Source organism: Bacillus sp. FSL K6-2839 (assembly GCF_038003365.1).
Classification (GTDB): domain Bacteria; phylum Bacillota; class Bacilli; order Bacillales; family Bacillaceae; genus Bacillus.
Window position 1 is genome coordinate 182,943 of the sequence record NZ_JBBOOZ010000001.1, and the last position, 23,817, is coordinate 206,759.

A 23,817-nucleotide genomic window follows, 5' to 3' on the forward strand; every position below is an offset into this window, starting at 1 on the left:
TCCTATTTTTAGGATTTATTGAAAAAAGGAGTAGTTGCCATGGTGCAGCATGAACATGAATTAGACTTAAGGCTATTCCGCGTGTGGATGAAAGCCTATCAAGCTCTTTTTACAAATATCCAAAAAGACATTGAACGGTATGATATCGGATTTGAGAACTTTCAGATCCTTGAATTGCTCTATAGTAAGGGGCCGCATCCTGTCCAAAAGATCAGCGACATCCTGTCAATCCCAAGTGGAAGCATGACATATGTCGTGAACAAACTAGAAAAACAAGAGCTGGTGAAAAGGCAATGTGCACCCTCTGATAAACGTGTATTTCATGTATTGCTGACGGAAAAAGGAAAGCAATTGTTTGATGACATTTTTCCTAAACACACAGATGTCATTTCGCAAAACCTATCCTTTATTGAAAAAGAAGAAAAAGAACAGCTCATTGAATTACTAAAAAAAGTCGGTTTAGGTGCAAAACAACTTCACGAAAAGGGGAAACAAGATGACACTCAGCTTTGATACATTGGTACGTGAAAGACGATCCGCATCAAATTTTTTGCCAAATATCTCGATTTCGAGAGAAGAGCTTAACAGCATATTTGAAGAAGTCAAAATGGCACCATCTGCTTTTAACTTACAGCACACACAATATGTCGTCGTCCAAACAGAAGGTCTCAAAGAACAAGTAAGAGAAGCTGCATTTGGACAATATAAAGTGCATTCCGCCTCAGCAGCAATTATTGTACTTGGAGACCCAAATGCTTATCAGCAAGCGGGGAACATCTATGAAGGTCTGAAAATGCTTGGCATTTTAAACACGCAGCAATACGAAGAAATGGTCAGAGAGACGATGACCTTTTATGAACAGAGAGGAGCGGATTTTCAGAAAGAAGAGGCGATCCGCAATGCTTCATTATCTGCGATGCTGTTTATGCTCGCCGCCAAAAACAAGGGATGGGACACGTGCCCAATGATCGGTTTTGACCCTGATGTCATGAAAAAGGTGTTAAATATCGAGTCGGATTTGGTTCCTGTGTTAATGATCACACTCGGAAAAGAAAAAGTAGAGAGTAGACAAGCGAGAGGCTACAGAAAGCCAGTCTCTGAATTCGTAACATACTTATAAGATAGGGGGTTCCACTCATGGAACTAGGAATAAGTACATTTGTAGAAACAACACCTGATTTTCAAACAGGAAAAACAGTCAGTCACGCACAGCGTATTCGAGAAGTAGTCGAAGAAATTATTTTAGCAGATCAAGTCGGCCTTGATGTATTTGGAGTGGGTGAGCATCATCGACAAGATTTCGCTGCATCGAATCCAGCTGTCGTCTTAGCGGCTGCGGCAACACAAACAAAGAATATCCGCCTGACAAGTGCAGTGACAGTCCTTTCATCAGCAGATCCTGTTCGTGTCTTTCAGGATTTTGCAACATTAGATGGACTATCAAACGGGCGTGCAGAGATCATGGCAGGTCGTGGTTCATTTATTGAATCATTTCCGCTCTTTGGCTATGACCTGAATGATTATGAAGAATTATTTGAAGAAAAGCTTGATTTGCTGCTCAAATTACAGCAGTCCGAGCGTGTAACATGGAGCGGAAAGCATCGCCCATCTATTCAAGATGTTGGGGTATATCCAAGACCCGTTCAAGATCCGCTTCCAATCTGGATCGGCAGTGGGGGAAACCGTGAATCTGTTGTACGTGCTGGATTATTGGGGCTGCCGCTAGTACTTGCCATCATTGGCGGGAGTCCTAGACAGTTCGCACCGCTTGTACAGCTGTATAAGCAAGCGGCAGTGCACGCTGGACATGACCCAGAGAAATTAACCGTAGCGTCACATTCGCATGGATTTGTTGCGGAAGAAACAGATCTTGCAGCAGACCAATTCTTCCCTTCCACACAGCATGTGATGAACACATTAGCAAGAGAGCGAGGCTGGGGTCCATATACTCGTTCTACATTTGATGCAGCGAGAACGTTAGAAGGCGCGCTGTATGTAGGAGATCCAGATGCAGTGGCAGAGAAAGTGATTCACCTTAGAAAAAATGTAGGAATCACGCGCTTTATGCTTCATGTACCGGTTGGTTCAATGCCGCATGATCAAGTATTAAAAGCCATTGAGTTATTTGGAAAAGAAGTCGCTCCTAAAGTAAGAGAAGAGGTTGCCCGCTGGGAAGCAGAGCAAGCATAACGAAAAAGGTCGATCAAGTGAATAGGCTTGATCGACCTTTCTTATGCTTAAGGATCAATGACACAAGGTTTCACTGTAGGGCATGAAGCATCAGAAGCAAGTGGTGTGGTCGTCAAGGTGAAGAGGAAAACAAGTTGAAAACAGATGAGCCATTTTTTCATGAAATCACCTCCGTTCACAATTGTTTGACGGAATGAGATGAGGATAAAAGCATAGAAGTATAGAACACTCTCTATCCAACATAAGACAATCATATCATAATTTTCAAAAAAATGAAAAAATAACTTATAAAAGGACTAAATTATGGTATGGTTAATATGTTCAACAAAAAAAGGGAGGGATTTTTTTATGAAAAAGGTCATGTCTTCTGTTTTGGTTGGAGCAATTGTCTTAACAGGTGCCGGGGTCACAACCGCTCCGGTGGAAGCAAAGGAACAAACAAAAAGTGAAATAACGGTTCAGGCAAGTCGAACTGTCTCAGAAACAAGAACGTATACGACATCGAACATCCCAGAAAGTATTGTCTATGCAAAGGATGGCTGGGTCGGTATTTTAAAACAAACCTCTATTGAAGAATTAGGATTAGGAAAATACAGAGTCACATTTACTGGAACGGTTGTACGTGATCCGGGATTTAATTAAATAAATGAAAAGCTGACAGGTGGACAAGCCTGTCAGCTTTTTTATTGCGGATAATAAAGAATCATTTGCAGCCGGATCATTTGCTCTCCGGTTTGTTTATATGCATGCGAACGGTCCGCTTTAAAACGAATGGAGTCGCCGGCCTTTAAGCTGTATTGCTCATCACCAATGGATATATCAAGCGCTCCCTCAAAAACAGTGATCAATTCCTCTGTTCCGCCAATATGTTCATTCGCATGCAGCGACCCGCCAGGATCAATTTCTACTCGGTACACTTCAAATTTTCCCCGGTCATCAAAGGGAAAAGTCGTATACACGCGATATCTCCCGTCATCTTCCGTTAAAATCTGTGCATCCTCATTGCGTACTACTTTGATTTCAGGCTGTGGTGCGTGAATGAGCTCACTAAAAGATACCTTTAATCCGTTGGCGATTTTCCACAAAGTCGTGATGGTAGGGGTTGATTCTCCTCTTTCAATTTGTCCAATCATGGTTTTACTGACACCAGTTAATTCTGCCATCTTTTCTAGGCTTAATTTTTTTTGATCTCTAAGAAGCCTCACATTTTTAGAAATAATCGATTGTACATCTTCCATGAAAAAACTCCTTTCTCTATTTACTTTATAAAGACCAAACGTTACAATAAAACGTAACATACGCAATGAAGTAATTAAAGTCTTAATAACGCACGAGGGAGGCGGCAACTTGATTCTTTCTATGTTGATCTATGCTTTTGTGAGCAGCTTTACCCCGGGGCCAAACAACATCATGGCCATGGTCTTTACGAATAAGTATGGGGTCAAGCAAACATTTCGATTTTGTTTAGGTGTGGGTATCGGATTTCTCGTCATTTTGTGTTTGAGTTGCTTCTTTAATATCATTCTTTATCAAGTGATGCCGAAAATAGGCTGGGTCATGGCGTTCATCGGAGCCGCATACATGATTTATTTAGCTGTCAAAATCATGAAAAGTAAAGGCGGGGATGACGAAACCCTTGACCGCTACAATCATTTTGTTCCTGGTATGATGCTGCAATTTATCAACCCAAAAGCGATCTTGTATGGGTTGACCGTGATTTCAACCTTTGTTTTGCCATATGGACAATCTAATATGCATTATGTGATATGGACATTGATTCTCGCACTTATTGGCTTTCTCGGTACATTCAGCTGGAGCCTATTTGGCTCTTTATATAAGCGCTTTTTGACTGCTTACGAAAAACCGTTCCAGTTTGTCATGGGGCTGCTTCTGATATACAGTGCGATTTCAATGGTATGGGGCTATGTGATGTAAGTAGTCAGAAGCTTGGCCTCTGCCTGCCCATCACAACAGTATTGTAATAAAGTCCATCTGCCAGCCGTTTATCATTTTTTAATACCCCTTCAACCAGAAAGCCATGGCGCTCATATAACCGAATGGCTTTTTGGTTGGTTTCCAGCACGTGAAGTGACATTTTCTGGATGCCTTGCTGATCAGCCCAGTCAATAGAAGCGGCTAAAAGCTCTTTGCCAATGTGATAGCCCCAGGCATCCTTTTGTATGGCGATGCCAAATGTCACTTTGTGAGCAGAGCGCTTGAGTGAATGTCCCTCACATCTAGAGAAACCGACAATCTCTCCTTCAATATCAGCGACCAAAAATAAATGCCTGCTTTGCTTGGCATCCTCTTGAATCAAAACCTCAAAATCTTTTTCATGAAGAAAGGCTTCGCCTGGTTCACGGTCTAAATATTCTGTTTCACCATCAATTTTCAGTCTGAGAGCTGATAACTGCTTGGCATCGCCAATTGCAGCAGACCGAATACGATAGGTCAAACCACGAACGGTGAATATGTTTTCAGAGATGATCATTGAACAGAGCACCAACCTTTCTTTCCATTATGTCTATCATACCTGAAACGTGTACATAGCAGGTGAAAGCTTTTAAGCCTGTCTTATAGATAAGTATTTTTTAATCCAGCTGACCCTGGCTGGATCTTCATGATTTAGACTGAGAACTTAAATAAGCTTCTCTCACAACTGTTAAAAAGTGGTCAGCAACGGTTGATGTATCATCTTGTCTCCATGAAACATATAAATTTACTTTTGGTGTAGTTTCTTGGATTTTTCTATAAACAACCCCTGCGCGTTTTACGCTTTCTACTGAAGATGGAACCACAGAGATTCCCATTCCTGCAGCAACTAAATTAACAATCGTATGCATTTGAATAGCTTCCTGAACTACGTTTAAACTTATGCTATTTTCCCAAAAGTAGCTGATAATTAAATCATAAAATGCTGCACCTAGATGACGTGGAAACATGATAAATGGTTCATTGGCTAATAAATGAATTGGAACTTTGGGAAATGAAGCTAAAGGATGATTTTCTGGCAAAACCAAGCTTAATGATTCCTCACAACAAATTTCTGAGGTAAGTATCTTATTATTTTGGTTAGAACGAATAAATCCTATTTGAATTTCTTTCTTATATAGTGCTTTTAACTGCTGTTCTGTAGCCATTTCACATAAGACAAGATGGATGTTAGGGAAATTTTCTCGAAACCTTTTAATAATATCAATCACAATATCAGTAGAATCTACGAAACCGATCGTTAACTGACCTATCCTTCCATCATCTGCAAGTTGTGTTGCTTTAATCGTTCTATCTACTTGAAGAAGCGTACGGCGGGCTTCTTCTAAAAATACTCTCCCTGTATCTGAAAGTTTAACCTGTCTTTTCGTTCTATGAAAAAGCGTAACACCTAACTCTTCTTCTAATTTACGAATTTCTTGACTTAATGGAGGCTGTGCCATTTTAAGACGTTCAGCTGCCCGGCTAAAATTTAGTTCTTCAGCAACCATTATAAAATAACGTATTTGTCTCAGATCCATTTTTTATGCCCCCCCTATAAATTTCATACTTGCTTATTGTGTAAAATGATTCCGAAGGATTGTTATTAAACAGTTTTGCGCTTTTTTAATGGAAATATTTTTAATTATATAAAATATATATATATTTATCTGAATATATATATTATACATATTAACGACCTCTTTTTATAATGAAAGTATTCTTTTAAAAGGAGGGCATTGTTATGGAGTATAGTAAACTTGGATCTAGTGGATTAACAATTAGTAAACTTGCTTACGGAAACTGGATTAATCATGGTGGTAAGATAAATGAAGAAACTGCCCATGATTGTGTGAAAGCCGCTCTTGATGTTGGTATTACGACGTTTGATACTGCTGATGTTTATTCAGACACCAAGGCTGAAGAGATACTAGGCAGGTCTTTAAAAGGGATCCGGCGGGAGAGTATTGAACTTTGTACAAAAGTATGTCATCCAACTGGTACTGGGAAAAACGATAGAGGATTATCACGCAAGCATATTTTGGAAAACTGTCATGCCTCTTTGCGACGTTTACAAATGGATTATATTGATATTTACTATGCACACAGGTTTGATCCAACTACACCTCTGGAAGAAACGATGTTAGCTTTCTCAGATCTAGTAAGACAGGGTAAAGTGAACTATATTGGTGTAAGTGAGTGGACAGCAGAACAAATTACTCGAGGGGCAGCGCTTGCACGAGAGCTAAATGTCCCCCTTATCGCCAGCCAACCTCAATACTCCATGTTATGGAGAATCATTGAAAGTGATGTAATACCGACCTGCCAGCGTGAAGGACTTGGCCAGGTAGTATGGTCGCCTTTGGCCCAGGGGATCCTTACTGGAAAGTATCTCCCAGGAAAATTACTTCCGACTAATTCGCGTGCTAACTCATCTGCTGGAAAACCTTTTTTTAAAAACCTTGCTCAACGCTGGATGAATAATAACACCTTAGAGGCGATCCAAAAGCTTAAGCCCGTCGCACAAGAGGTTGATCTTACTCTCGCTCAGCTTGCGATAGCATGGGTACTGCAAAACCAGAACGTTTCTGCAGCAATTATCGGTGCTTCTAGTCCAGAACAGGTGAGGGAGAATGCTTTAGCATCTGAGGTGAAAATTGAAACTGAGATGATGAATCAGATTGACGAAATTCTAGGTGATCTGGTTGAATACGATCAGAGTAAAACAGGTTAAAGCTTTTAAGCCTATCTTATAGATCATTATTTTTAATCCAGCCGACCTTGGCTGGATTTTCATGTTGCTGTAGTTTCTTGGATCGCACACTCAGATGTTTTGTATCTCTCAAAAAGGCTAAATGAATAGTATCAAACGTGGAGGTGGAACAAATGAGTGAAGAAAAAGGACATATGGATAAAGCGAAAGGAAAAACAAATCAAGTCAAAGGTCAAGTGAAAGAAAAGCTTGGCGAAGCAACAGATCATCAAAACCTGAAAGCAGAAGGGAAAAAGGATCAAGCCAAAGGAAAGCTTCAAGATAAAAAAGGGGATGTGAAGAATAAACTAAACGAGTAGCTTTCAGAAAGCTACATAAACCATCTAAGGCATGCCCTGATGATGAATTCCTGATAAGAAAAAAGCTTAACCACATGCGGTTAAGCTTTTTCTTTTAGAAAAACCATCTAGCAGTTCCCATCAGCATGACGCCTACAAGAACAGTAAGTGACAAGCTTTTTGTCCAAATAGCGATCAGTACGGTCGGAACTAAGACAGCAAGGTACATCCAGTGAATGGTGACGCCTGTTGTGGTATGAATGAACAGATGCTCTGCAATCAAAGCCGTAAAGATACAAATGGGAATAAACGATAACCACTTAAGCACCACTTCAGGCAGCTCGATACTTCGTACAAATAAAAAGGGAACGACCCTTGGAATGACGGTTACAATCATACAGCCGAGAATCAGCCATATCATAAAACTGCTGATCATTTATCTGTCACCACCCCAATGGTTGCGACAATCATGGTGGCTAACAGAACAGCCACGTGTGAGGGAACAAAATGAAGCAGAACAAACATTGCAACGACCATATACAAAACAAGTGACAGGCGATGGGTTAACTTATTTTTAGGCACAGTTTGCAATGAAAGAACCAACAGCGCAGCAAACATAGCGGAAAGGGCAAAATCAAGACCAAGGGCTTCAGGATTTGAAATCCAGTGTCCAAAAATGCCGCCAAGTATACAGGCAGCAATCCAGCACAAATAAGCCGTTATGTTTAGCCCATGCATCCACCGATTATTCAGCTTGCCATGCTGAGCTAATTTATTCATGGCTACGCCAAAGGATTCATCAGTCAGCAATAGACCGAATCCAATGTTTTGTTTCACAGAGTAGCGTGTAAAATGAGGAGCCAGCGTCAGGCTGAGCAATAAATGACGCAGATTCACAATAAATGTAGTGAGAATAATAGCGGAAAGGGGACTTCCAGTGACAAGCAGTGCACAGATAATAAACTGTGAAGCACCTGCATAAATAAAGATTGATAGAAGCGCAATGTCCCATAAGCTCAACTGTGCGCTAATTCCAACAATTCCGAAGGCAAACCCAATACTCATATAACCAAGCAGGGTTGGCACACAATCTTTTATTCCCTCGAGAAATGGTTCATGCTCCGTGCTGGGAATGTGTTTTCTAGCTTCAATATCCAACGACCTCTACTCCTTTTCTGCGTGACCACCTATAGTTTTACTTACTATATGAAAACGAATTCAGCATGTCAATAGCCGCTCATCTTCTATTATATGAAGAAAAAAGGTGACAAAAAAGGATTGAAGTCAACCAGAATTTGTTATAAAGTATCAGAAAATAAAAATAATTGGAGTGACGGCAATGCTATGGAAGCCTTTGTTTGAACATGATGTTCCAAATGCCCTCCGTCCATAACGGAGAGTGATCTCCGTTTGTGGATATGGTCATCAAAATATCCAGTAACGGAGGGAAAAAGATGAATGAAAAATATATAGGCGCCCTTTACCTAGCAATCGCTGCAAGTATTTGGGGCGGCATGTACGTTGTTGTCAAAGTAACAGTAGCGGTTGTTCCGCCACTTGAGCTCGTTTGGATGAGATATGCTGTAGCAGGAGTCGTTTTGGTGTTCACCATTTGGCGCTTGGGCTATTCCTTTCGATTAGATAAAAAAGATATCCCGCTTATAGTGGTGATTGGGCTGACCGGAAATTTTCTTTCAATCGTGACCCAAGAAATCGGGACGATGTATACGTCTGCACAAATGGGGGCCGTTATCACATCTGCAACACCTGCGTTTATGGTGCTGTTTGCGTTCTTTCTATTAAAAGAAGCCATGACTGTTCGAAAGTGCGCATCCATCCTGCTTGCTACAGCAGGTGTATTGCTCATGATTGGACCAGTCGCAGTGCAAACAGATGAATTTGTTGGCGGTCTTTCATTGGTCATCGCTGCTTTAACATGGGCGCTTATGTCTGTTTTGCTAAAACGAGTTCCAGGAAAATACCCTCAGGTGGTGACAACCACATATGCGATCATCATTGCATTCATTGTTTTAACACCGCCAGTATTATTTCGTTTACCTCACCTAGATGTGGAGCAGATGGCAAGGCCAGAGATTTGGGGCGGTATTCTTTATCTAGGCATCATTTCAACAGCTTTAGCATTCTTTTTGTGGAATAGAGGGCTTCAATTGATGGATGCCTCAAGCGGAGGTCTATTCTTTTTCTTTCAACCGATCGTAGGTGCCATTCTTGGATGGCTGCTTTTGGGAGAAGAAATGGGATTACGCTCATTCATTGGAATTCTATGTATATTTGCAGGTGTCTATACTGTGCTACGTCAAAAGGAATAAGAGAAGATGTCCCTTGTAAAAGGGGCATCTTCTTTAAAATGGGTAGGCTTGAGAGATTGAGAGAGGATGGGGGAAACAGAATGATACAATTTCCGCATTTACAAAAAGGACAAACGATTGGTGTCACAGCACCTTCCTCAGGTGTACAGCCATCCTTGCATGACATGTTTCAGCTCTCATGCGAACGAATGAAAAAAAGAGGCTATGATGTCATATGTGGAGAGACGGTATGGCACCAGGAAAAGGCAAAATCAGCGCCTGCCATAGAACGAGCAAACGAGCTTCAGTATATGATGACGTGCAATGAGATTGACCACATCATCCCGCCATGGGGAGGACAGCTTTTGATGGAAGTGCTAGAGCACCTTGATTTCTCAACGATGCACAAAAAGTGGATTCTTGGTTACTCAGATACGAGTGCACTCTTGCTGGCATTTACATTAAAAACAGGCATTGCTACAGCACATGGCCCAAACTTAGTGGATTTACGAGGGGAAGAGTCTGATCAAACGACTGCTATGTGGGAAAAAGTGCTTTCCACAGAAGAGGAGATGGACATTACTCAGTTTTCTTCATATAAGTATCAAAAGGAATGGCAGCATGACACCCCGAGTCAACATGTCTTTCATTTAACAGAGCCTACAAGATGGCGCACTGTTCATCCGCAGGAGAAGGCGGTGAAGGGGAGACTGATGGGAGGCTGCATTGATATCATACGTCACTTAGCGGGGACACCTTTTGGAGACGTTAAAGCTTTTCAGGAAACATTCATAAAAGGTGAACCGATTCTCTGGTACTTCGAAAACTGCGCATTAAATGCTACCAGCATGAAGAGATCACTTGTTCAATTAAAACTAGCAGGGTGGTTTGACCACTGTTCAGGTATCATGTTTGGGCGAAGTGCAGTTGATGTGCCTGTAGAAGGGTATCAATATCGGGACGTATATGAAGAATTACAAAAGGAATTACAAATCCCCATTTTCTACGATATAGATTGTGGGCATGTCCCGCCACAAATGACGCTGATTAATGGCGCATATGCAGAAGTGCAGCTGCAACCTCAAGGCAAAGCGGTCCTAAAGCAAGCATTTTTATCATAAGAAAAGGAAAGGGGAACCCCTTTCCTTCATATAACATTACATCCCTTTTGTTTCCTCACCTGCTTTTGGAACTTCCCATGCGGACTCACGGAATACTTTTTCCCATTTCGATACGACAATACATGCAACGGCATGCCCTGGAACATTCACACCTGTTCGTGCCATATCCATAATTCGATCAACACCGGCGATAATGGCGACGCCTTCTGCTGGAAGACCTACTGCATGGGCGGTTGCTAAAAGAACGACGAGTGAACCAGATGGCACCGCTGCAATCCCTTTACTCGTTAACACAAGAACAAGCATCATCAAAAGCTGCTGTGACAGACTCATGTCGACACCAAACGCTTGTGCAAGAAACACACAGGATACCGATAAATATAAACTGGACCCATCACAATTGAGAGAAAGACCAGATGGAATGACAAAGGAGACGATTCTTTTTGGACACCCGTATTTTTCCATTCGTGACATAAGCTGAGGAAGGACAGTTTCTGTACTTGTAGTAGAGAAGGCAACCAAGAACAAATCCCAAATCATTTTTAAAACTTCGAAGTAGTTAAAACGGAAGATCAGTGCGACCAGAGGGAACAAAGCAAAGAGAATAATGAATAATCCTAAAAATACAGTCCCGACAAGCTTCATCATTGGGATTAATAAAACAATGCCATATTGGCCAACGGAAGCAGCCATTAATGCAAGAACTCCAATAGGTGCTGTCACCATGACCATCTGCGTTAGCTTAAACATAATTTGTGCCACTGATTCAAAGAAGGTGAGAACAGGAGCGGATGCTTTACCGATGCCGCTTGCGGCTACACCAAATAATATGGCGAAGAAAATGACAGCAAGTAAATCATTCTGAGCCATAACATCGACGATATTCGTTGGAATGATATCGAGTACCATTTGTTTAAAGTCGACGACTTTCTGCGTATAGCCATCTAATTCACCAATATCTTTCTTAGCTAATTTAGAGAAATCAAGGCCAACGCCAGGCTTTAGAACATTAGCCAGCAATAGACCAATTCCTAGAACGATGGTTGTGATGACCTCAAACCAAATGATCGTCTTTAATCCTAGGCTGCCCATTTTCTTCATACCGCCACTGCCAGCTGCACCAATAACAATGGTAGAGAAAACGATAGGAACAACGATCATTTTAATCAATCTGATGAATCCATCTCCAATTGGCCGCAGTGCCATCCCGAAGTCAGGAAAGAAATGGCCGATAAGAGCTCCTATCACCAAAGCGATCATGATTTGAAAAGCGACGAACTTTTTCATCATCTCCTACCTCCTTTAAATGCTTGGAAAATATTAAGAATTTTCCAATAAATAAAAATTCTATGTGACCATGTTTTGTCCTCCTTTGGATTTAGAAAGATTTTATTTAAGAATCATTAGAATTATGAAGAAAGAGAAGAAAATAGGGCTATTGCATCTCTATTTATCTAAGAAAAAACCACTTCTTAAAAAATATGAAACTTTTTTAGAAAAATGTATTGACCCATTTATGTGATCCGTGGTATATTTTTATTCGTCGCTGATGACGTATTTGAAACAAAGACATTCAAACACATGCGACAAACAAATTTTAAAAAGATGTTGACTTGATAAAAACGATATGTTAAGATAATTAAGTCGCCTGATTAAGCGCCCGTAGCTCAATTGGATAGAGCGTTTGACTACGGATCAAAAGGTTAGGGGTTCGACTCCTCTCGGGCGCGCCAATACAAATCACGCGGGTGTAGTTTAGTGGTAAAACCTCAGCCTTCCAAGCTGATGTCGTGAGTTCGATTCTCATCACCCGCTCCATTTTGAAACGTGATCTTTGAAAACTAAACAAGACAAAACGTACCTGTTAATTCGAGTTTTTATAAAAAAATCCTATGATACATCATAGGTAGTCAGTCAAACTGGCGAGGCAGGAAATGATCACATGCTAAGTTCGCTACATCGTGTAGCAACGCATGTGTGATATGCATCCTGCATACCTCGGAGAGTTTGATCCTGGCTCAGGACGAACGCTGGCGGCGTGCCTAATACATGCAAGTCGAGCGGACAGAAGGGAGCTTGCTCCCGGATGTTAGCGGCGGACGGGTGAGTAACACGTGGGTAACCTGCCTGTAAGACTGGGATAACTCCGGGAAACCGGAGCTAATACCGGATAGTTCCTTGAACCGCATGGTTCAAGGATGAAAGACGGTTTCGGCTGTCACTTACAGATGGACCCGCGGCGCATTAGCTAGTTGGTGGGGTAATGGCTCACCAAGGCGACGATGCGTAGCCGACCTGAGAGGGTGATCGGCCACACTGGGACTGAGACACGGCCCAGACTCCTACGGGAGGCAGCAGTAGGGAATCTTCCGCAATGGACGAAAGTCTGACGGAGCAACGCCGCGTGAGTGATGAAGGTTTTCGGATCGTAAAGCTCTGTTGTTAGGGAAGAACAAGTGCGAGAGTAACTGCTCGCACCTTGACGGTACCTAACCAGAAAGCCACGGCTAACTACGTGCCAGCAGCCGCGGTAATACGTAGGTGGCAAGCGTTGTCCGGAATTATTGGGCGTAAAGGGCTCGCAGGCGGTTTCTTAAGTCTGATGTGAAAGCCCCCGGCTCAACCGGGGAGGGTCATTGGAAACTGGGAAACTTGAGTGCAGAAGAGGAGAGTGGAATTCCACGTGTAGCGGTGAAATGCGTAGAGATGTGGAGGAACACCAGTGGCGAAGGCGACTCTCTGGTCTGTAACTGACGCTGAGGAGCGAAAGCGTGGGGAGCGAACAGGATTAGATACCCTGGTAGTCCACGCCGTAAACGATGAGTGCTAAGTGTTAGGGGGTTTCCGCCCCTTAGTGCTGCAGCTAACGCATTAAGCACTCCGCCTGGGGAGTACGGTCGCAAGACTGAAACTCAAAGGAATTGACGGGGGCCCGCACAAGCGGTGGAGCATGTGGTTTAATTCGAAGCAACGCGAAGAACCTTACCAGGTCTTGACATCCTCTGACAACCCTAGAGATAGGGCTTTCCCTTCGGGGACAGAGTGACAGGTGGTGCATGGTTGTCGTCAGCTCGTGTCGTGAGATGTTGGGTTAAGTCCCGCAACGAGCGCAACCCTTGATCTTAGTTGCCAGCATTTAGTTGGGCACTCTAAGGTGACTGCCGGTGACAAACCGGAGGAAGGTGGGGATGACGTCAAATCATCATGCCCCTTATGACCTGGGCTACACACGTGCTACAATGGACAGAACAAAGGGCTGCGAGACCGCAAGGTTTAGCCAATCCCATAAATCTGTTCTCAGTTCGGATCGCAGTCTGCAACTCGACTGCGTGAAGCTGGAATCGCTAGTAATCGCGGATCAGCATGCCGCGGTGAATACGTTCCCGGGCCTTGTACACACCGCCCGTCACACCACGAGAGTTTGCAACACCCGAAGTCGGTGAGGTAACCTTTATGGAGCCAGCCGCCGAAGGTGGGGCAGATGATTGGGGTGAAGTCGTAACAAGGTAGCCGTATCGGAAGGTGCGGCTGGATCACCTCCTTTCTAAGGATATATGGAGCAGCGTACGTTTTCGTCTTGTTTAGTTTTGAAGGATCATTCCTTCAAAACATGTCTCTAGCGAGACAGGATTGTTCTTTGAAAACTAGATAACAATAAGTAATACATTCACATTGAATGCAATGCAAAGTTCATCACACATAGTGATTCTTTCTAAAGTAAGAAATGGTTAAGTTAGAAAGGGCGCACGGTGGATGCCTTGGCACTAGGAGCCGATGAAGGACGGGACGAACACCGATATGCTTCGGGGAGCTGTAAGCAAGCTTTGATCCGGAGATTTCCGAATGGGGAAACCCACTGCTCGTAATGGAGTAGTATCCATACTTGAATACATAGAGTATGAGAAGGCATACCCGGGGAACTGAAACATCTAAGTACCCGGAGGAAGAGAAAGCAAATGCGATTCCCTGAGTAGCGGCGAGCGAAACGGGAACAGCCCAAACCAAGAGGCTTGCCTCTTGGGGTTGTAGGACACTCTATACGGAGTTACAAAGGAACGATATAAGCGAAGAGGTCTGGAAAGGCCCGCCAAAGAAGGTAACAGCCCTGTAACTGAAATGTTGTTCTCTCCAGAGTGGATCCTGAGTACGGCGGAACACGTGAAATTCCGTCGGAATCCGGGAGGACCATCTCCCAAGGCTAAATACTCCCTAGTGACCGATAGTGAACCAGTACCGTGAGGGAAAGGTGAAAAGCACCCCGGAAGGGGAGTGAAATAGATCCTGAAACCGTGTGCCTACAAGTAGTCAGAGCCCGTTAATGGGTGATGGCGTGCCTTTTGTAGAATGAACCGGCGAGTTACGATCCCGTGCAAGGTTAAGCAGAAGATGCGGAGCCGCAGCGAAAGCGAGTCTGAATAGGGCGCATGAGTACGTGGTCGTAGACCCGAAACCAGGTGATCTACCCATGTCCAGGGTGAAGTTCAGGTAACACTGAATGGAGGCCCGAACCCACGCACGTTGAAAAGTGCGGGGATGAGGTGTGGGTAGGGGTGAAATGCCAATCGAACCTGGAGATAGCTGGTTCTCTCCGAAATAGCTTTAGGGCTAGCCTCAAGGTAAGAGTCTCGGAGGTAGAGCACTGATTGGACTAGGGGCCCCTACCGGGTTACCGAATTCAGTCAAACTCCGAATGCCGATGACTTATCCTTGGGAGTCAGACTGCGAGTGATAAGATCCGTAGTCGAAAGGGAAACAGCCCAGACCGCCAGCTAAGGTCCCAAAGTATACGTTAAGTGGAAAAGGATGTGGAGTTGCTTAGACAACCAGGATGTTGGCTTAGAAGCAGCCACCATTTAAAGAGTGCGTAATAGCTCACTGGTCGAGTGACTCTGCGCCGAAAATGTACCGGGGCTAAACGTATCACCGAAGCTGCGGACTGTTCTTACGAACAGTGGTAGGAGAGCGTTCTAAGTGCTGTGAAGTCAGACCGGAAGGACTGGTGGAGCGCTTAGAAGTGAGAATGCCGGTATGAGTAGCGAAAGACGGGTGAGAATCCCGTCCACCGAATGCCTAAGGTTTCCTGAGGAAGGCTCGTCCGCTCAGGGTTAGTCGGGACCTAAGCCGAGGCCGAAAGGCGTAGGCGATGGACAACAGGTTGATATTCCTGTACCACCTCCTCACCATTTGAGCAATGGGGGGACGCAGGAGGATAGGGTAAGCGCGGTATTGGATATCCGCGTCCAAGCAGTTAGGCTGGGAAATAGGCAAATCCGTTTCCCGTAAAGGCTGAGCTGTGATGGCGAGCGAAATTTAGTAGCGAAGTTCCTGATTCCACACTGCCAAGAAAAGCCTCTAGCGAGGTGAGAGGTGCCCGTACCGCAAACCGACACAGGTAGGCGAGGAGAGAATCCTAAGGTGATCGAGAGAACTCTCGTTAAGGAACTCGGCAAAATGACCCCGTAACTTCGGGAGAAGGGGTGCTTCTTAGGGTGTTAAAGCCCCGAGAAGCCGCAGTGAATAGGCCCAGGCGACTGTTTAGCAAAAACACAGGTCTCTGCGAAGCCGTAAGGCGAAGTATAGGGGCTGACGCCTGCCCGGTGCTGGAAGGTTAAGAGGAGCGCTTAGCGTAAGCGAAGGTGCGAATTGAAGCCCCAGTAAACGGCGGCCGTAACTATAACGGTCCTAAGGTAGCGAAATTCCTTGTCGGGTAAGTTCCGACCCGCACGAAAGGCGCAACGATCTGGGCACTGTCTCAACGAGAGACTCGGTGAAATTATAGTACCTGTGAAGATGCAGGTTACCCGCGACAGGACGGAAAGACCCCGTGGAGCTTTACTGCAGCCTGATATTGAATGTTGGTACAGCTTGTACAGGATAGGTAGGAGCCTTGGAAACCGGAGCGCTAGCTTCGGTGGAGGCATCGGTGGGATACTACCCTGGCTGTATTGACCTTCTAACCCGCTGCCCTTATCGGGCAGGGAGACAGTGTCAGGTGGGCAGTTTGACTGGGGCGGTCGCCTCCTAAAATGTAACGGAGGCGCCCAAAGGTTCCCTCAGAATGGTTGGAAATCATTCGCAGAGTGTAAAGGCACAAGGGAGCTTGACTGCGAGACCTACAAGTCGAGCAGGGACGAAAGTCGGGCTTAGTGATCCGGTGGTTCCGCATGGAAGGGCCATCGCTCAACGGATAAAAGCTACCCCGGGGATAACAGGCTTATCTCCCCCAAGAGTCCACATCGACGGGGAGGTTTGGCACCTCGATGTCGGCTCATCGCATCCTGGGGCTGTAGTCGGTCCCAAGGGTTGGGCTGTTCGCCCATTAAAGCGGTACGCGAGCTGGGTTCAGAACGTCGTGAGACAGTTCGGTCCCTATCCGTCGCGGGCGCAGGAAATTTGAGAGGAGCTGTCCTTAGTACGAGAGGACCGGGATGGACGCACCGCTGGTGTACCAGTTGTTCTGCCAAGGGCATCGCTGGGTAGCTATGTGCGGACGGGATAAGTGCTGAAAGCATCTAAGCATGAAGCCCCCCTCAAGATGAGATTTCCCATTCCGCAAGGAAGTAAGATCCCTGAAAGATGATCAGGTTGATAGGTCTGAGGTGGAAGCGTGGTGACACGTGGAGCTGACAGATACTAATAGATCGAGGACTTAACCTATATTCTAATGTGAAGCTTGAACATTGTTATCTAGTTTTGAGAGAACATTCTCTCCATCAGGTTTGGTGGCGATAGCGAAGAGGTCACACCCGTTCCCATACCGAACACGGAAGTTAAGCTCTTCAGCGCCGATGGTAGTTGGGGGTCTCCCCCTGTGAGAGTAGGACGCCGCCAAGCTTGTCATATTTATATCATCGCGGGGTGGAGCAGTTCGGTAGCTCGTCGGGCTCATAACCCGAAGGTCGCAGGTTCAAATCCTGCCCCCGCAACCAAAATGGTCCGGTAGTTCAGTTGGTTAGAATGCCTGCCTGTCACGCAGGAGGTCGCGGGTTCGAGTCCCGTCCGGACCGCCATTTTTATGACTTGTAAACGAAAACGTATAGTTTCGTTTTTTTTTATGTCTTTTTCTTTTCGTACGTATCCAAGATGCAATGAATTGGTTTGTGTTTGGCTACACGTTATGTGAAAAGAAAAAGATAGAACACTTCAACCCAGCCTGGTTTTTTCATACCAGGCTTTCTTTATATCATTTTTAATTGGAATTGAAACTCATATTGGCTTACACTAATACTAATTATGTCTGACATCGTGTCTACTCAATCAATTGATTGCATGAAGGGGCTGCTTTTTATGGATGAATTTGATCTTATTCGCCGAATTACACCAAAAGAAACACATCAGCGTTCTTTGGTTATGGGCATCGGTGATGATGCAAGTGTTTATCAACCTCATTCACATTGTGAAGAGGTCGTTTGTGTTGATACAATGGTGGAGTATGTTCATTTTCGTTTTGATTTTTCCACACCTTTTGAGATTGGCTTTAAAGCACTAGCGGTCAATGTCAGTGATATTGCCGCAATGGGAGGAACCCCAAAGTATTATCTTGTATCGATTGCGATCCCCCCTCATGGTGATGAGACGATCGTTTCAGCTCTTTACGAGGGAATGAAAGCATTGGCTGACACCTATCATATGGATTTAATTGGTGGAGATACGGTCGCCACTCGCAGTGACTTTGTCATTACAGTGACGGTCATTGGCGAGGTTCCCAAGGGAACAGCTTGTTATCGTCACAGTGCTCAGACAGGAGACGTCGTCTTTGTCACAGGTGAGCTTGGTTCATCAGCTGCTGGCTTATCACTTTTAATGAACGAAGTAACCCCTACCAAGGCAGTCGACATAGCCTTTTTTCTTGAGCGTCATAAAAAGCCTCAGCCTCACATTGCTGCTGGACATATTTGCTCAAGCTTCCCACGGGTCACCTTGAATGATGTGAGTGATGGATTAGCGAGTGAGCTGAATGAGATAGCCGAAGCGAGTCATGTGACGATAGAGATAGAAGCAAACAAGCTCCCCGCACATCCAGATTTACCAGTGCTGCGTAAAGACTGGCTGGAATGGGTGTTATTTGGCGGGGAAGACTTTGTATTAACTGGTACGATTCCAGAGGCTGATTGGGAAAGCTTTGAAATGCAATGTAGAAAAGAAGTCATTCAAGTCAAACGCATTGGACAAGTCAAAGGTGATCAAGCAGCAAGCGTTATATTAAAAGACAATGAACAGCAAACAATGTTAATGAAAAAAGGATATAATCATTTTAAGAAATGAGGTGACATAACTGTGAAATTAACATGGACGACAAAAGGTGCGGATGAGACGAAACGAATTGCCGCTGCTTTGGCCAAACTTGTGATGCCAGGCGATGTTTTGACATTAGAAGGGGATTTAGGTGCAGGCAAAACTACTTTTTCAAAAGGTTTTGCAGAAGGCTTAGGGATTACCCGTATCGTCAACAGCCCTACCTTTACGATTATTAAAGAATATACCGATGGCAGACTGCCACTTTATCATATGGATGTGTACCGCATGGAAGATGCGGAAGAAGATATTGGGCTCGAAGAATATTTTGAGGGCGAAGGTGTATGCTTGGTTGAGTGGGCACATCTCATTGGACCTCAATTGCCTTCCACCTATTTGAAAATAGAAATGCTGAGAACAGAACGTGAAGAAGAACGTCATCTCACGTTTAGTGCAAAAGGGGAACGCTATAAGACCCTTTGTAAGGAGATGAAAGAATTTGACCATACTGGCAATTGATACGTCTAACCATACACTAGGAATTGCCCTTGTAAAAGATTCCACAGTGATTGGTGAGAGCATCACGTATTTAAAAAAGAACCATTCCGTTCGAGCGATGCCGACTGTTGAGGCATTAATGAAAGAATGTGGTGTAGCGCCAAGTGAACTAAGTAAAATCGTTGTAGCGAAAGGACCTGGTTCCTACACTGGTGTCCGAATTGGTGTGACCATTGCAAAAACACTCGCGTGGACGCTGTCTATCCCGATATCGGCTGTTTCAAGTTTAGAAACACTTGCGGCAAATGGTCAATATTTTGATGGATGGATCTCGCCACTATTTGATGCGAGAAGAGGACAAGTTTATACTGGGCTATATACGTTTGAAGAAGAAAAAATCAAAGAGATCAAACCAGACCAAAATATCTTGCTCACGGATTGGCTTCATGAGCTGAAGCAGACAGGAAAGCCTGTCCTATTTCTTGGGCAGGATGTGCATCTTCATGAAGAGAGCATTCGCTCCATTTTAGGAGAAACTGCTGTGATAGCAGAGGGAGCTTTTCATAACCCAAGACCTTCAATGCTTGCGTTTTTAGGGACAGATCGTCCTGCTGAAGATGTTCATCAGCTTGTTCCTAACTATATTCGTTTGGCAGAAGCGGAAGTGAAATGGCTTGAAGGACAAAAATAATCTCAACATAACAGAGATTCGAAAAATGACGGTAGCGGACATTCCAGAGGTGTATACGATTGAAGTGCATTCGTTTACTGCACCTTGGAAAAAAGAATCATTTGTCTATGAGATTCTCCATAACCAGTACAGCCATTATTTCCTCATTGAAGAAGATAAACAGCCTGTTGGGTATTGCGGGGTCTGGATCGTCATGGACGATGCACAAATTACGAACATTGCGATTCTCCCTGAGCATAGAGGAAAGGGCTACGGGGAAGCATTGCTGCGATATGTCATGGAATTTTGCAAAGAAAAAAAGACAGATCATCTTTCTTTAGAGGTGCGGGTTTCGAATACACCTGCACAATCCCTTTATGAAAAGCTTGGTTTCAGACCAGCTTCTATTCGAAAGAATTATTATACGGATAATGGGGAAGATGCATTGGTCATGTGGGTGAATATAAATGAGTGAACAAACAGATCGATTCATATTAGGTATAGAGACAAGCTGTGATGAAACAGCTGCATCCATTGTAAAAAATGGGAAAGAAATTGTGGCGAATGTTGTGGCCTCGCAAATAGAAAGTCATAAACGATTTGGCGGTGTTGTACCAGAAATCGCTTCAAGACATCACGTGGAACAAGTTACCATCGTATTGGAAGAAGTGATGACACAGGCCAATATGAGCTTTCAGGATTTAGATGCCATTGCTGTCACAGAAGGACCGGGCTTAGTCGGTGCCCTTCTGATCGGTGTCAACGCAGCCAAGGCACTGAGCTTTGCTCATCAGATTCCTCTTGTTGGTGTACATCATATTGCTGGGCATATTTATGCAAACCAGCTTGTAGATGAATTACAGTTTCCATGTTTGGCTCTTGTTGTCTCTGGTGGACATACTGAGCTTGTGCTAATGAAGGAGCATGGATCTTTTGAGGTCATCGGAGAAACATTAGATGATGCGGCTGGAGAAGCCTACGATAAAGTGGCTCGGACGATGGGTCTCCCGTATCCAGGTGGACCTCATATTGATCGGTTAGCACATGAAGGAGAGCCAACGATTAAACTTCCTCGTGCATGGCTTGAAGAAGGTTCCTATCACTTTAGCTTTAGTGGATTAAAATCAGCTGTAATTAACACATTACACAATGCATCTCAAAAGGGAGAAACAATTGCTCCAGAGAATTTGGCAGCAAGTTTTCAAGCAAGCGTCATTGAGGTGCTTGTTGGGAAAACATTAAAAGCGGCTGAGGCCTATGGCGTAAAGCAGGTTGTCCTAGCTGGTGGAGTCGCTGCCAATAAAGGACTGAGAGAAGCTTTGACGACAGCATTCACAAAGCTACCTGACGTGAAGGTCATTATTCCGCCGTTATCTCTTTGCACAGACAATGCAGCCATGATCGCTGCTGCTGGAACCATTGCGTTTGAAAAGGGAATAAGAGGCGATATGGCGATGAATGGCCAGCCGGGCTTACCGCTTGTCTCATATGAATGAAAAATCCTGTGGATACACAGGTTTTTTTCATTTTCAATGAAAGCGATTTATTCACATGTAAACGTTATATATCCACAATTATTTGAAAATTTCGTTTTGAAATGAAGAGAATGTGTATAAAAAAGAATTTTTGTGTGGATATGTGATTAAAAACCTGTGAATAAAGTGGATAAGTCCAAAATTTTTAAGAATAACAAAGAAGTTTTTGTGGATATTAATGTGGATAATAAATTTCCACTGAAAGAAAAAAGAGCACCCATTTGGGCACTCTTTAAGATTCGGATAGCTCTTCCCACTCCGCGAAAAGTGATTCAAGCTCTTGATTAAGCGTATCATTTTCTGTTTGAATGTCTTGGACCTTCTCATGATTTTGGAAAATAGCAGGATCACATAGAAGCTCTTCATTTTCACCAAGTTTCTCTTCAATGACAGCAATCCGCTTTTCAATTTCCTCGATTCTGCGCTGCTTTTGTCTTTCTTTCTTTTTCAGTTCTTTTTCTTCCGCATAAGAAAGCTTTGCTGTTTCTACTGGCTTTGCTGCTTGTTTTTTAAGCGGTTCATTTTCTTGAAGCGCCTCAAGCTCTAATTGTTCATTTTTCTTTTCAAGGTAGTAGTCATAGTCACCAAGGTATTCTTTTGTTTCCGCTCGCGACAGCTCGAATACTTTCGTTGCTAGTCGATTAATAAAATAACGGTCATGCGAGACAAATAAGATGGTTCCTGGATAATCGATCAGCGCATTCTCTAAAATTTCCTTACTATCTAAGTCCAAATGGTTCGTAGGCTCATCAAGTATTAGGAAATTGGCTTTTTGAAGCATCAGCTTTGCCAGGGCAAGCCGGGCTTTTTCTCCACCGCTTAATGCATGAACGGGCTTTAAGACGTCATCACCAGAAAAAAGGAAATTCCCTAAACATGTCCGAATTTCTTTTTCATTCATATGAGGATAGTCATCCCAAAGCTCATTGAGCACTTTTTTGGATGATGTCAGTTTGGCTTGTTCTTGGTCATAGTAGCCGATCGTGACATGAGATCCAAAGGTGATGTCGCCTTTTACAGGCGTTAATGTGTTCGTTAACGTTTTTAAAAGGGTTGATTTCCCAATCCCGTTAGGACCAATGAGTGCCACGCTATCCTCACGTTTGATCTGAAAAGAAAGGGAGGATAGGAGTGGTGTTTTTTCATCATAACGAATGTCGAGTTCATGTACCTTCAGCACATCATTGCCGCTTTGTCTCGTAATATCAAAATGAAAGTTTGCGGATTTTTCATCACCTAATGGCTTATCTAAACGATCCATCCGTTCCAGCTGCTTGCGTCTGCTCTGAGCGCGCTTTGTGGTTGAGGCTCTTGCCAGGTTGCGATCTACGAAGTCTTGTAGCTTTGAGATTTCTTCTTGCTGCTTTTCGTAGAGCTTCATATCACGCTCTAGCTGCTCAGCTTTCAGTTCAAGATACTTACTATAGTTGCCTGCGAACTTTTTCATGGCAGTTCTTGAGACTTCATACACATGGTTTACCACTTTGTCTAAGAAGTAGCGGTCATGGGACACGATCAGAATGGCGCCTGTATAATTTTGCAAATATTGCTCCAGCCATGATAAGGTATCAATATCTAAATGGTTGGTCGGCTCGTCCAGAATTAAGAGTTCTGGTTTCATTAATAAGAGCTTTCCAAGCGCTAGACGGGTTTTCTGGCCGCCGCTTAAGGATTGAACGGTTGTCTCATCTTCAAAGTGACTAAAGCCCAGCCCATGAAGAATGGAGCGGACATCTGCTTCGTATTGATAGCCGCCTTGATCTTTAAATTCCTGCTGCAGTCTGTCATAGGTTTTCATGAGGGAATCCAGCTCAGAACCTGTGGAGGAAGCCATTTTCTCCTCAATGATTCTCATCTCTTGTTCCATCCCTTTTAAATGATCAAAAACCGATAATAATTCGTCTTTTAACGTACGTGTAGATGTCACATCGGTATGCTGTGCTAAATAGCCGATCGATAGGTCTTTCGGTTTGATGATCTCACCTTGCTCGTAAGACAATTGACCGGCAATGATTTTCAAAAGGGTGGATTTGCCTGCGCCGTTACGACCTACAATGGCAATCCGATCCCTTGCTTTGACTTCCAATTTTATATTCGTTAAAACAGTATCAGCACCAAACGATTTGGACAGCTGATTCACTTGTAGAATCATCATGTAAATTCACCTCTGCTATAATATGTTAAGTGTAGCTTATCAGCAGTAAACCGGCAAATGTTACATACAATCGCCATATTCA

Annotated in this window: 21 protein-coding genes, 4 tRNA genes and 3 rRNA genes; 21 read left to right on the forward strand and 7 right to left on the reverse strand. The window is 43.8% G+C overall.

Annotated features, from left to right (window positions below; genetic code table 11):
• Nucleotides 1–39: 39 nt before the first annotated feature.
• The 4 genes from MHH26_RS00780 (at nt 40) to MHH26_RS00795 (ending at nt 2,832) form a co-directional block, all read left to right on the forward strand.
• Nucleotides 40–513, forward strand: coding sequence for a MarR family winged helix-turn-helix transcriptional regulator (locus MHH26_RS00780; protein ID WP_034665998.1), 474 nt, complete (start codon nt 40–42; stop codon nt 511–513).
• Nucleotides 497–1,120, forward strand: a complete 624-nt coding sequence (locus MHH26_RS00785) for a nitroreductase family protein (protein WP_340971794.1) — start codon at nt 497–499, stop codon at nt 1,118–1,120. Before MHH26_RS00780 ends, MHH26_RS00785 begins: the two co-directional genes overlap by 17 nt.
• A 17-nt stretch (nt 1,121–1,137) precedes the next feature.
• Nucleotides 1,138–2,190, forward strand: a complete 1,053-nt coding sequence (locus MHH26_RS00790) for an LLM class flavin-dependent oxidoreductase (RefSeq protein ID WP_095286274.1) — start codon at nt 1,138–1,140, stop codon at nt 2,188–2,190.
• 348 nt (nt 2,191–2,538) lie between these two features.
• On the forward strand, nt 2,539–2,832 hold the full coding sequence (locus tag MHH26_RS00795; protein ID WP_307499131.1) for a hypothetical protein: 294 nt from the start codon (nt 2,539–2,541) through the stop codon (nt 2,830–2,832).
• Nucleotides 2,833–2,873: 41 nt separating this feature from the next.
• Here MHH26_RS00795 and MHH26_RS00800 read toward each other — a convergent pair whose 3' ends face one another.
• Nucleotides 2,874–3,428, reverse strand: coding sequence for a helix-turn-helix domain-containing protein (locus tag MHH26_RS00800; protein WP_340971798.1), 555 nt, complete (start codon nt 3,426–3,428; stop codon nt 2,874–2,876).
• A 109-nt stretch (nt 3,429–3,537) separates the two neighbouring features.
• Between MHH26_RS00800 and MHH26_RS00805 the strand changes: the two genes are divergently transcribed.
• A complete protein-coding gene (locus tag MHH26_RS00805; protein ID WP_095286277.1) occupies nt 3,538–4,125 on the forward strand; it encodes a LysE family transporter in 588 nt (195 codons plus the stop codon).
• A gap of 4 nt (nt 4,126–4,129) precedes the next feature.
• Here MHH26_RS00805 and MHH26_RS00810 read toward each other — a convergent pair whose 3' ends face one another.
• Together MHH26_RS00810 and MHH26_RS00815 are read right to left on the reverse strand one after the other, a co-directional pair.
• Entirely contained in the window at nt 4,130–4,681 is a 552-nt protein-coding gene (locus MHH26_RS00810; protein WP_340971802.1) for a GNAT family N-acetyltransferase, read from the reverse strand.
• A gap of 127 nt (nt 4,682–4,808) precedes the next feature.
• Nucleotides 4,809–5,702: a LysR substrate-binding domain-containing protein gene (locus MHH26_RS00815; RefSeq protein ID WP_340971805.1), complete on the reverse strand. Its 894-nt coding sequence runs from the start codon at nt 5,700–5,702 to the stop codon at nt 4,809–4,811.
• Between the two features lie 203 nt (nt 5,703–5,905).
• Between MHH26_RS00815 and MHH26_RS00820 the strand changes: the two genes are divergently transcribed.
• Both MHH26_RS00820 and MHH26_RS00825 read left to right on the forward strand, forming a co-directional pair.
• The gene (locus MHH26_RS00820; RefSeq protein ID WP_340971807.1) at nt 5,906–6,895 is read left to right on the forward strand and encodes an aldo/keto reductase family protein; all 990 of its coding nucleotides are present in this window, start codon (nt 5,906–5,908) and stop codon (nt 6,893–6,895) included.
• Nucleotides 6,896–7,047: 152 nt separating this feature from the next.
• A complete protein-coding gene (locus MHH26_RS00825) occupies nt 7,048–7,233 on the forward strand; it encodes a CsbD family protein (RefSeq protein WP_034665964.1) in 186 nt (61 codons plus the stop codon).
• A gap of 94 nt (nt 7,234–7,327) precedes the next feature.
• On the opposite strand, the gene MHH26_RS00830 is transcribed toward MHH26_RS00825, so the two are convergent.
• Both MHH26_RS00830 and MHH26_RS00835 read right to left on the reverse strand, forming a co-directional pair.
• A complete protein-coding gene (locus tag MHH26_RS00830; RefSeq protein ID WP_034665961.1) occupies nt 7,328–7,648 on the reverse strand; it encodes an AzlD domain-containing protein in 321 nt (106 codons plus the stop codon).
• Nucleotides 7,645–8,370 (reverse strand): AzlC family ABC transporter permease, encoded by a 726-nt coding sequence (locus MHH26_RS00835; protein ID WP_307499139.1) that lies wholly within the window; start codon nt 8,368–8,370, stop codon nt 7,645–7,647. The genes MHH26_RS00830 and MHH26_RS00835 overlap by 4 nt, the downstream gene beginning before the upstream one ends.
• A gap of 296 nt (nt 8,371–8,666) precedes the next feature.
• Between MHH26_RS00835 and MHH26_RS00840 the strand changes: the two genes are divergently transcribed.
• Both MHH26_RS00840 and MHH26_RS00845 read left to right on the forward strand, forming a co-directional pair.
• The gene (locus MHH26_RS00840) at nt 8,667–9,542 is read left to right on the forward strand and encodes a DMT family transporter (protein WP_307499140.1); all 876 of its coding nucleotides are present in this window, start codon (nt 8,667–8,669) and stop codon (nt 9,540–9,542) included.
• An 80-nt stretch (nt 9,543–9,622) separates the two neighbouring features.
• Nucleotides 9,623–10,642, forward strand: coding sequence for a S66 family peptidase (locus tag MHH26_RS00845; RefSeq protein WP_307499142.1), 1,020 nt, complete (start codon nt 9,623–9,625; stop codon nt 10,640–10,642).
• 36 nt (nt 10,643–10,678) lie between these two features.
• Here the strand turns inward: MHH26_RS00845 and gltP are convergent, their stop codons facing one another.
• Entirely contained in the window at nt 10,679–11,929 is a 1,251-nt protein-coding gene (gene gltP, locus MHH26_RS00850) for a glutamate-aspartate/proton symporter GltP (protein ID WP_034666069.1), read from the reverse strand.
• 369 nt (nt 11,930–12,298) lie between these two features.
• Between gltP and MHH26_RS00855 the strand changes: the two genes are divergently transcribed.
• The 12 genes from MHH26_RS00855 to tsaD all read left to right on the forward strand — a co-directional run bounded on the left by MHH26_RS00855 (nt 12,299) and on the right by tsaD (nt 21,541).
• A tRNA-Arg gene (locus MHH26_RS00855) sits at nt 12,299–12,375 on the forward strand.
• Nucleotides 12,376–12,386: 11 nt separating this feature from the next.
• A tRNA-Gly gene (locus MHH26_RS00860) sits at nt 12,387–12,460 on the forward strand.
• 177 nt (nt 12,461–12,637) lie between these two features.
• Nucleotides 12,638–14,186, forward strand: a 16S ribosomal RNA gene (locus MHH26_RS00865).
• 182 nt (nt 14,187–14,368) lie between these two features.
• Nucleotides 14,369–17,299 (forward strand): 23S ribosomal RNA (locus tag MHH26_RS00870).
• Between the two features lie 61 nt (nt 17,300–17,360).
• Nucleotides 17,361–17,476 (forward strand): 5S ribosomal RNA (rrf, locus tag MHH26_RS00875).
• Together the 16S, 23S and 5S rRNA genes with 4 tRNA genes alongside form the textbook arrangement of a ribosomal RNA operon.
• Before the next feature lie 18 nt (nt 17,477–17,494).
• Nucleotides 17,495–17,571, forward strand: a tRNA-Met gene (locus MHH26_RS00880).
• Nucleotides 17,572–17,575: 4 nt separating this feature from the next.
• Nucleotides 17,576–17,652 (forward strand) — tRNA-Asp (locus MHH26_RS00885).
• A gap of 277 nt (nt 17,653–17,929) precedes the next feature.
• On the forward strand, nt 17,930–18,907 hold the full coding sequence (gene thiL, locus MHH26_RS00890; protein ID WP_340971813.1) for a thiamine-phosphate kinase: 978 nt from the start codon (nt 17,930–17,932) through the stop codon (nt 18,905–18,907).
• Nucleotides 18,908–18,919: 12 nt separating this feature from the next.
• Nucleotides 18,920–19,396, forward strand: a complete 477-nt coding sequence (tsaE, locus tag MHH26_RS00895; RefSeq protein ID WP_106031432.1) for a tRNA (adenosine(37)-N6)-threonylcarbamoyltransferase complex ATPase subunit type 1 TsaE — start codon at nt 18,920–18,922, stop codon at nt 19,394–19,396.
• Nucleotides 19,377–20,066 (forward strand): tRNA (adenosine(37)-N6)-threonylcarbamoyltransferase complex dimerization subunit type 1 TsaB, encoded by a 690-nt coding sequence (tsaB, locus tag MHH26_RS00900; protein ID WP_334750959.1) that lies wholly within the window; start codon nt 19,377–19,379, stop codon nt 20,064–20,066. Before tsaE ends, tsaB begins: the two co-directional genes overlap by 20 nt.
• A gap of 25 nt (nt 20,067–20,091) precedes the next feature.
• A complete protein-coding gene (gene rimI / locus MHH26_RS00905; RefSeq protein WP_024424460.1) occupies nt 20,092–20,520 on the forward strand; it encodes a ribosomal protein S18-alanine N-acetyltransferase in 429 nt (142 codons plus the stop codon).
• The gene (tsaD, locus tag MHH26_RS00910; protein ID WP_034664904.1) at nt 20,513–21,541 is read left to right on the forward strand and encodes a tRNA (adenosine(37)-N6)-threonylcarbamoyltransferase complex transferase subunit TsaD; all 1,029 of its coding nucleotides are present in this window, start codon (nt 20,513–20,515) and stop codon (nt 21,539–21,541) included. The genes rimI and tsaD overlap by 8 nt, the downstream gene beginning before the upstream one ends.
• Before the next feature lie 271 nt (nt 21,542–21,812).
• On the opposite strand, the gene MHH26_RS00915 is transcribed toward tsaD, so the two are convergent.
• Nucleotides 21,813–23,735: an ABC transporter ATP-binding protein gene (locus MHH26_RS00915; RefSeq protein ID WP_340971816.1), complete on the reverse strand. Its 1,923-nt coding sequence runs from the start codon at nt 23,733–23,735 to the stop codon at nt 21,813–21,815.
• Between the last annotated feature and the right edge of the window lie 82 nt (nt 23,736–23,817).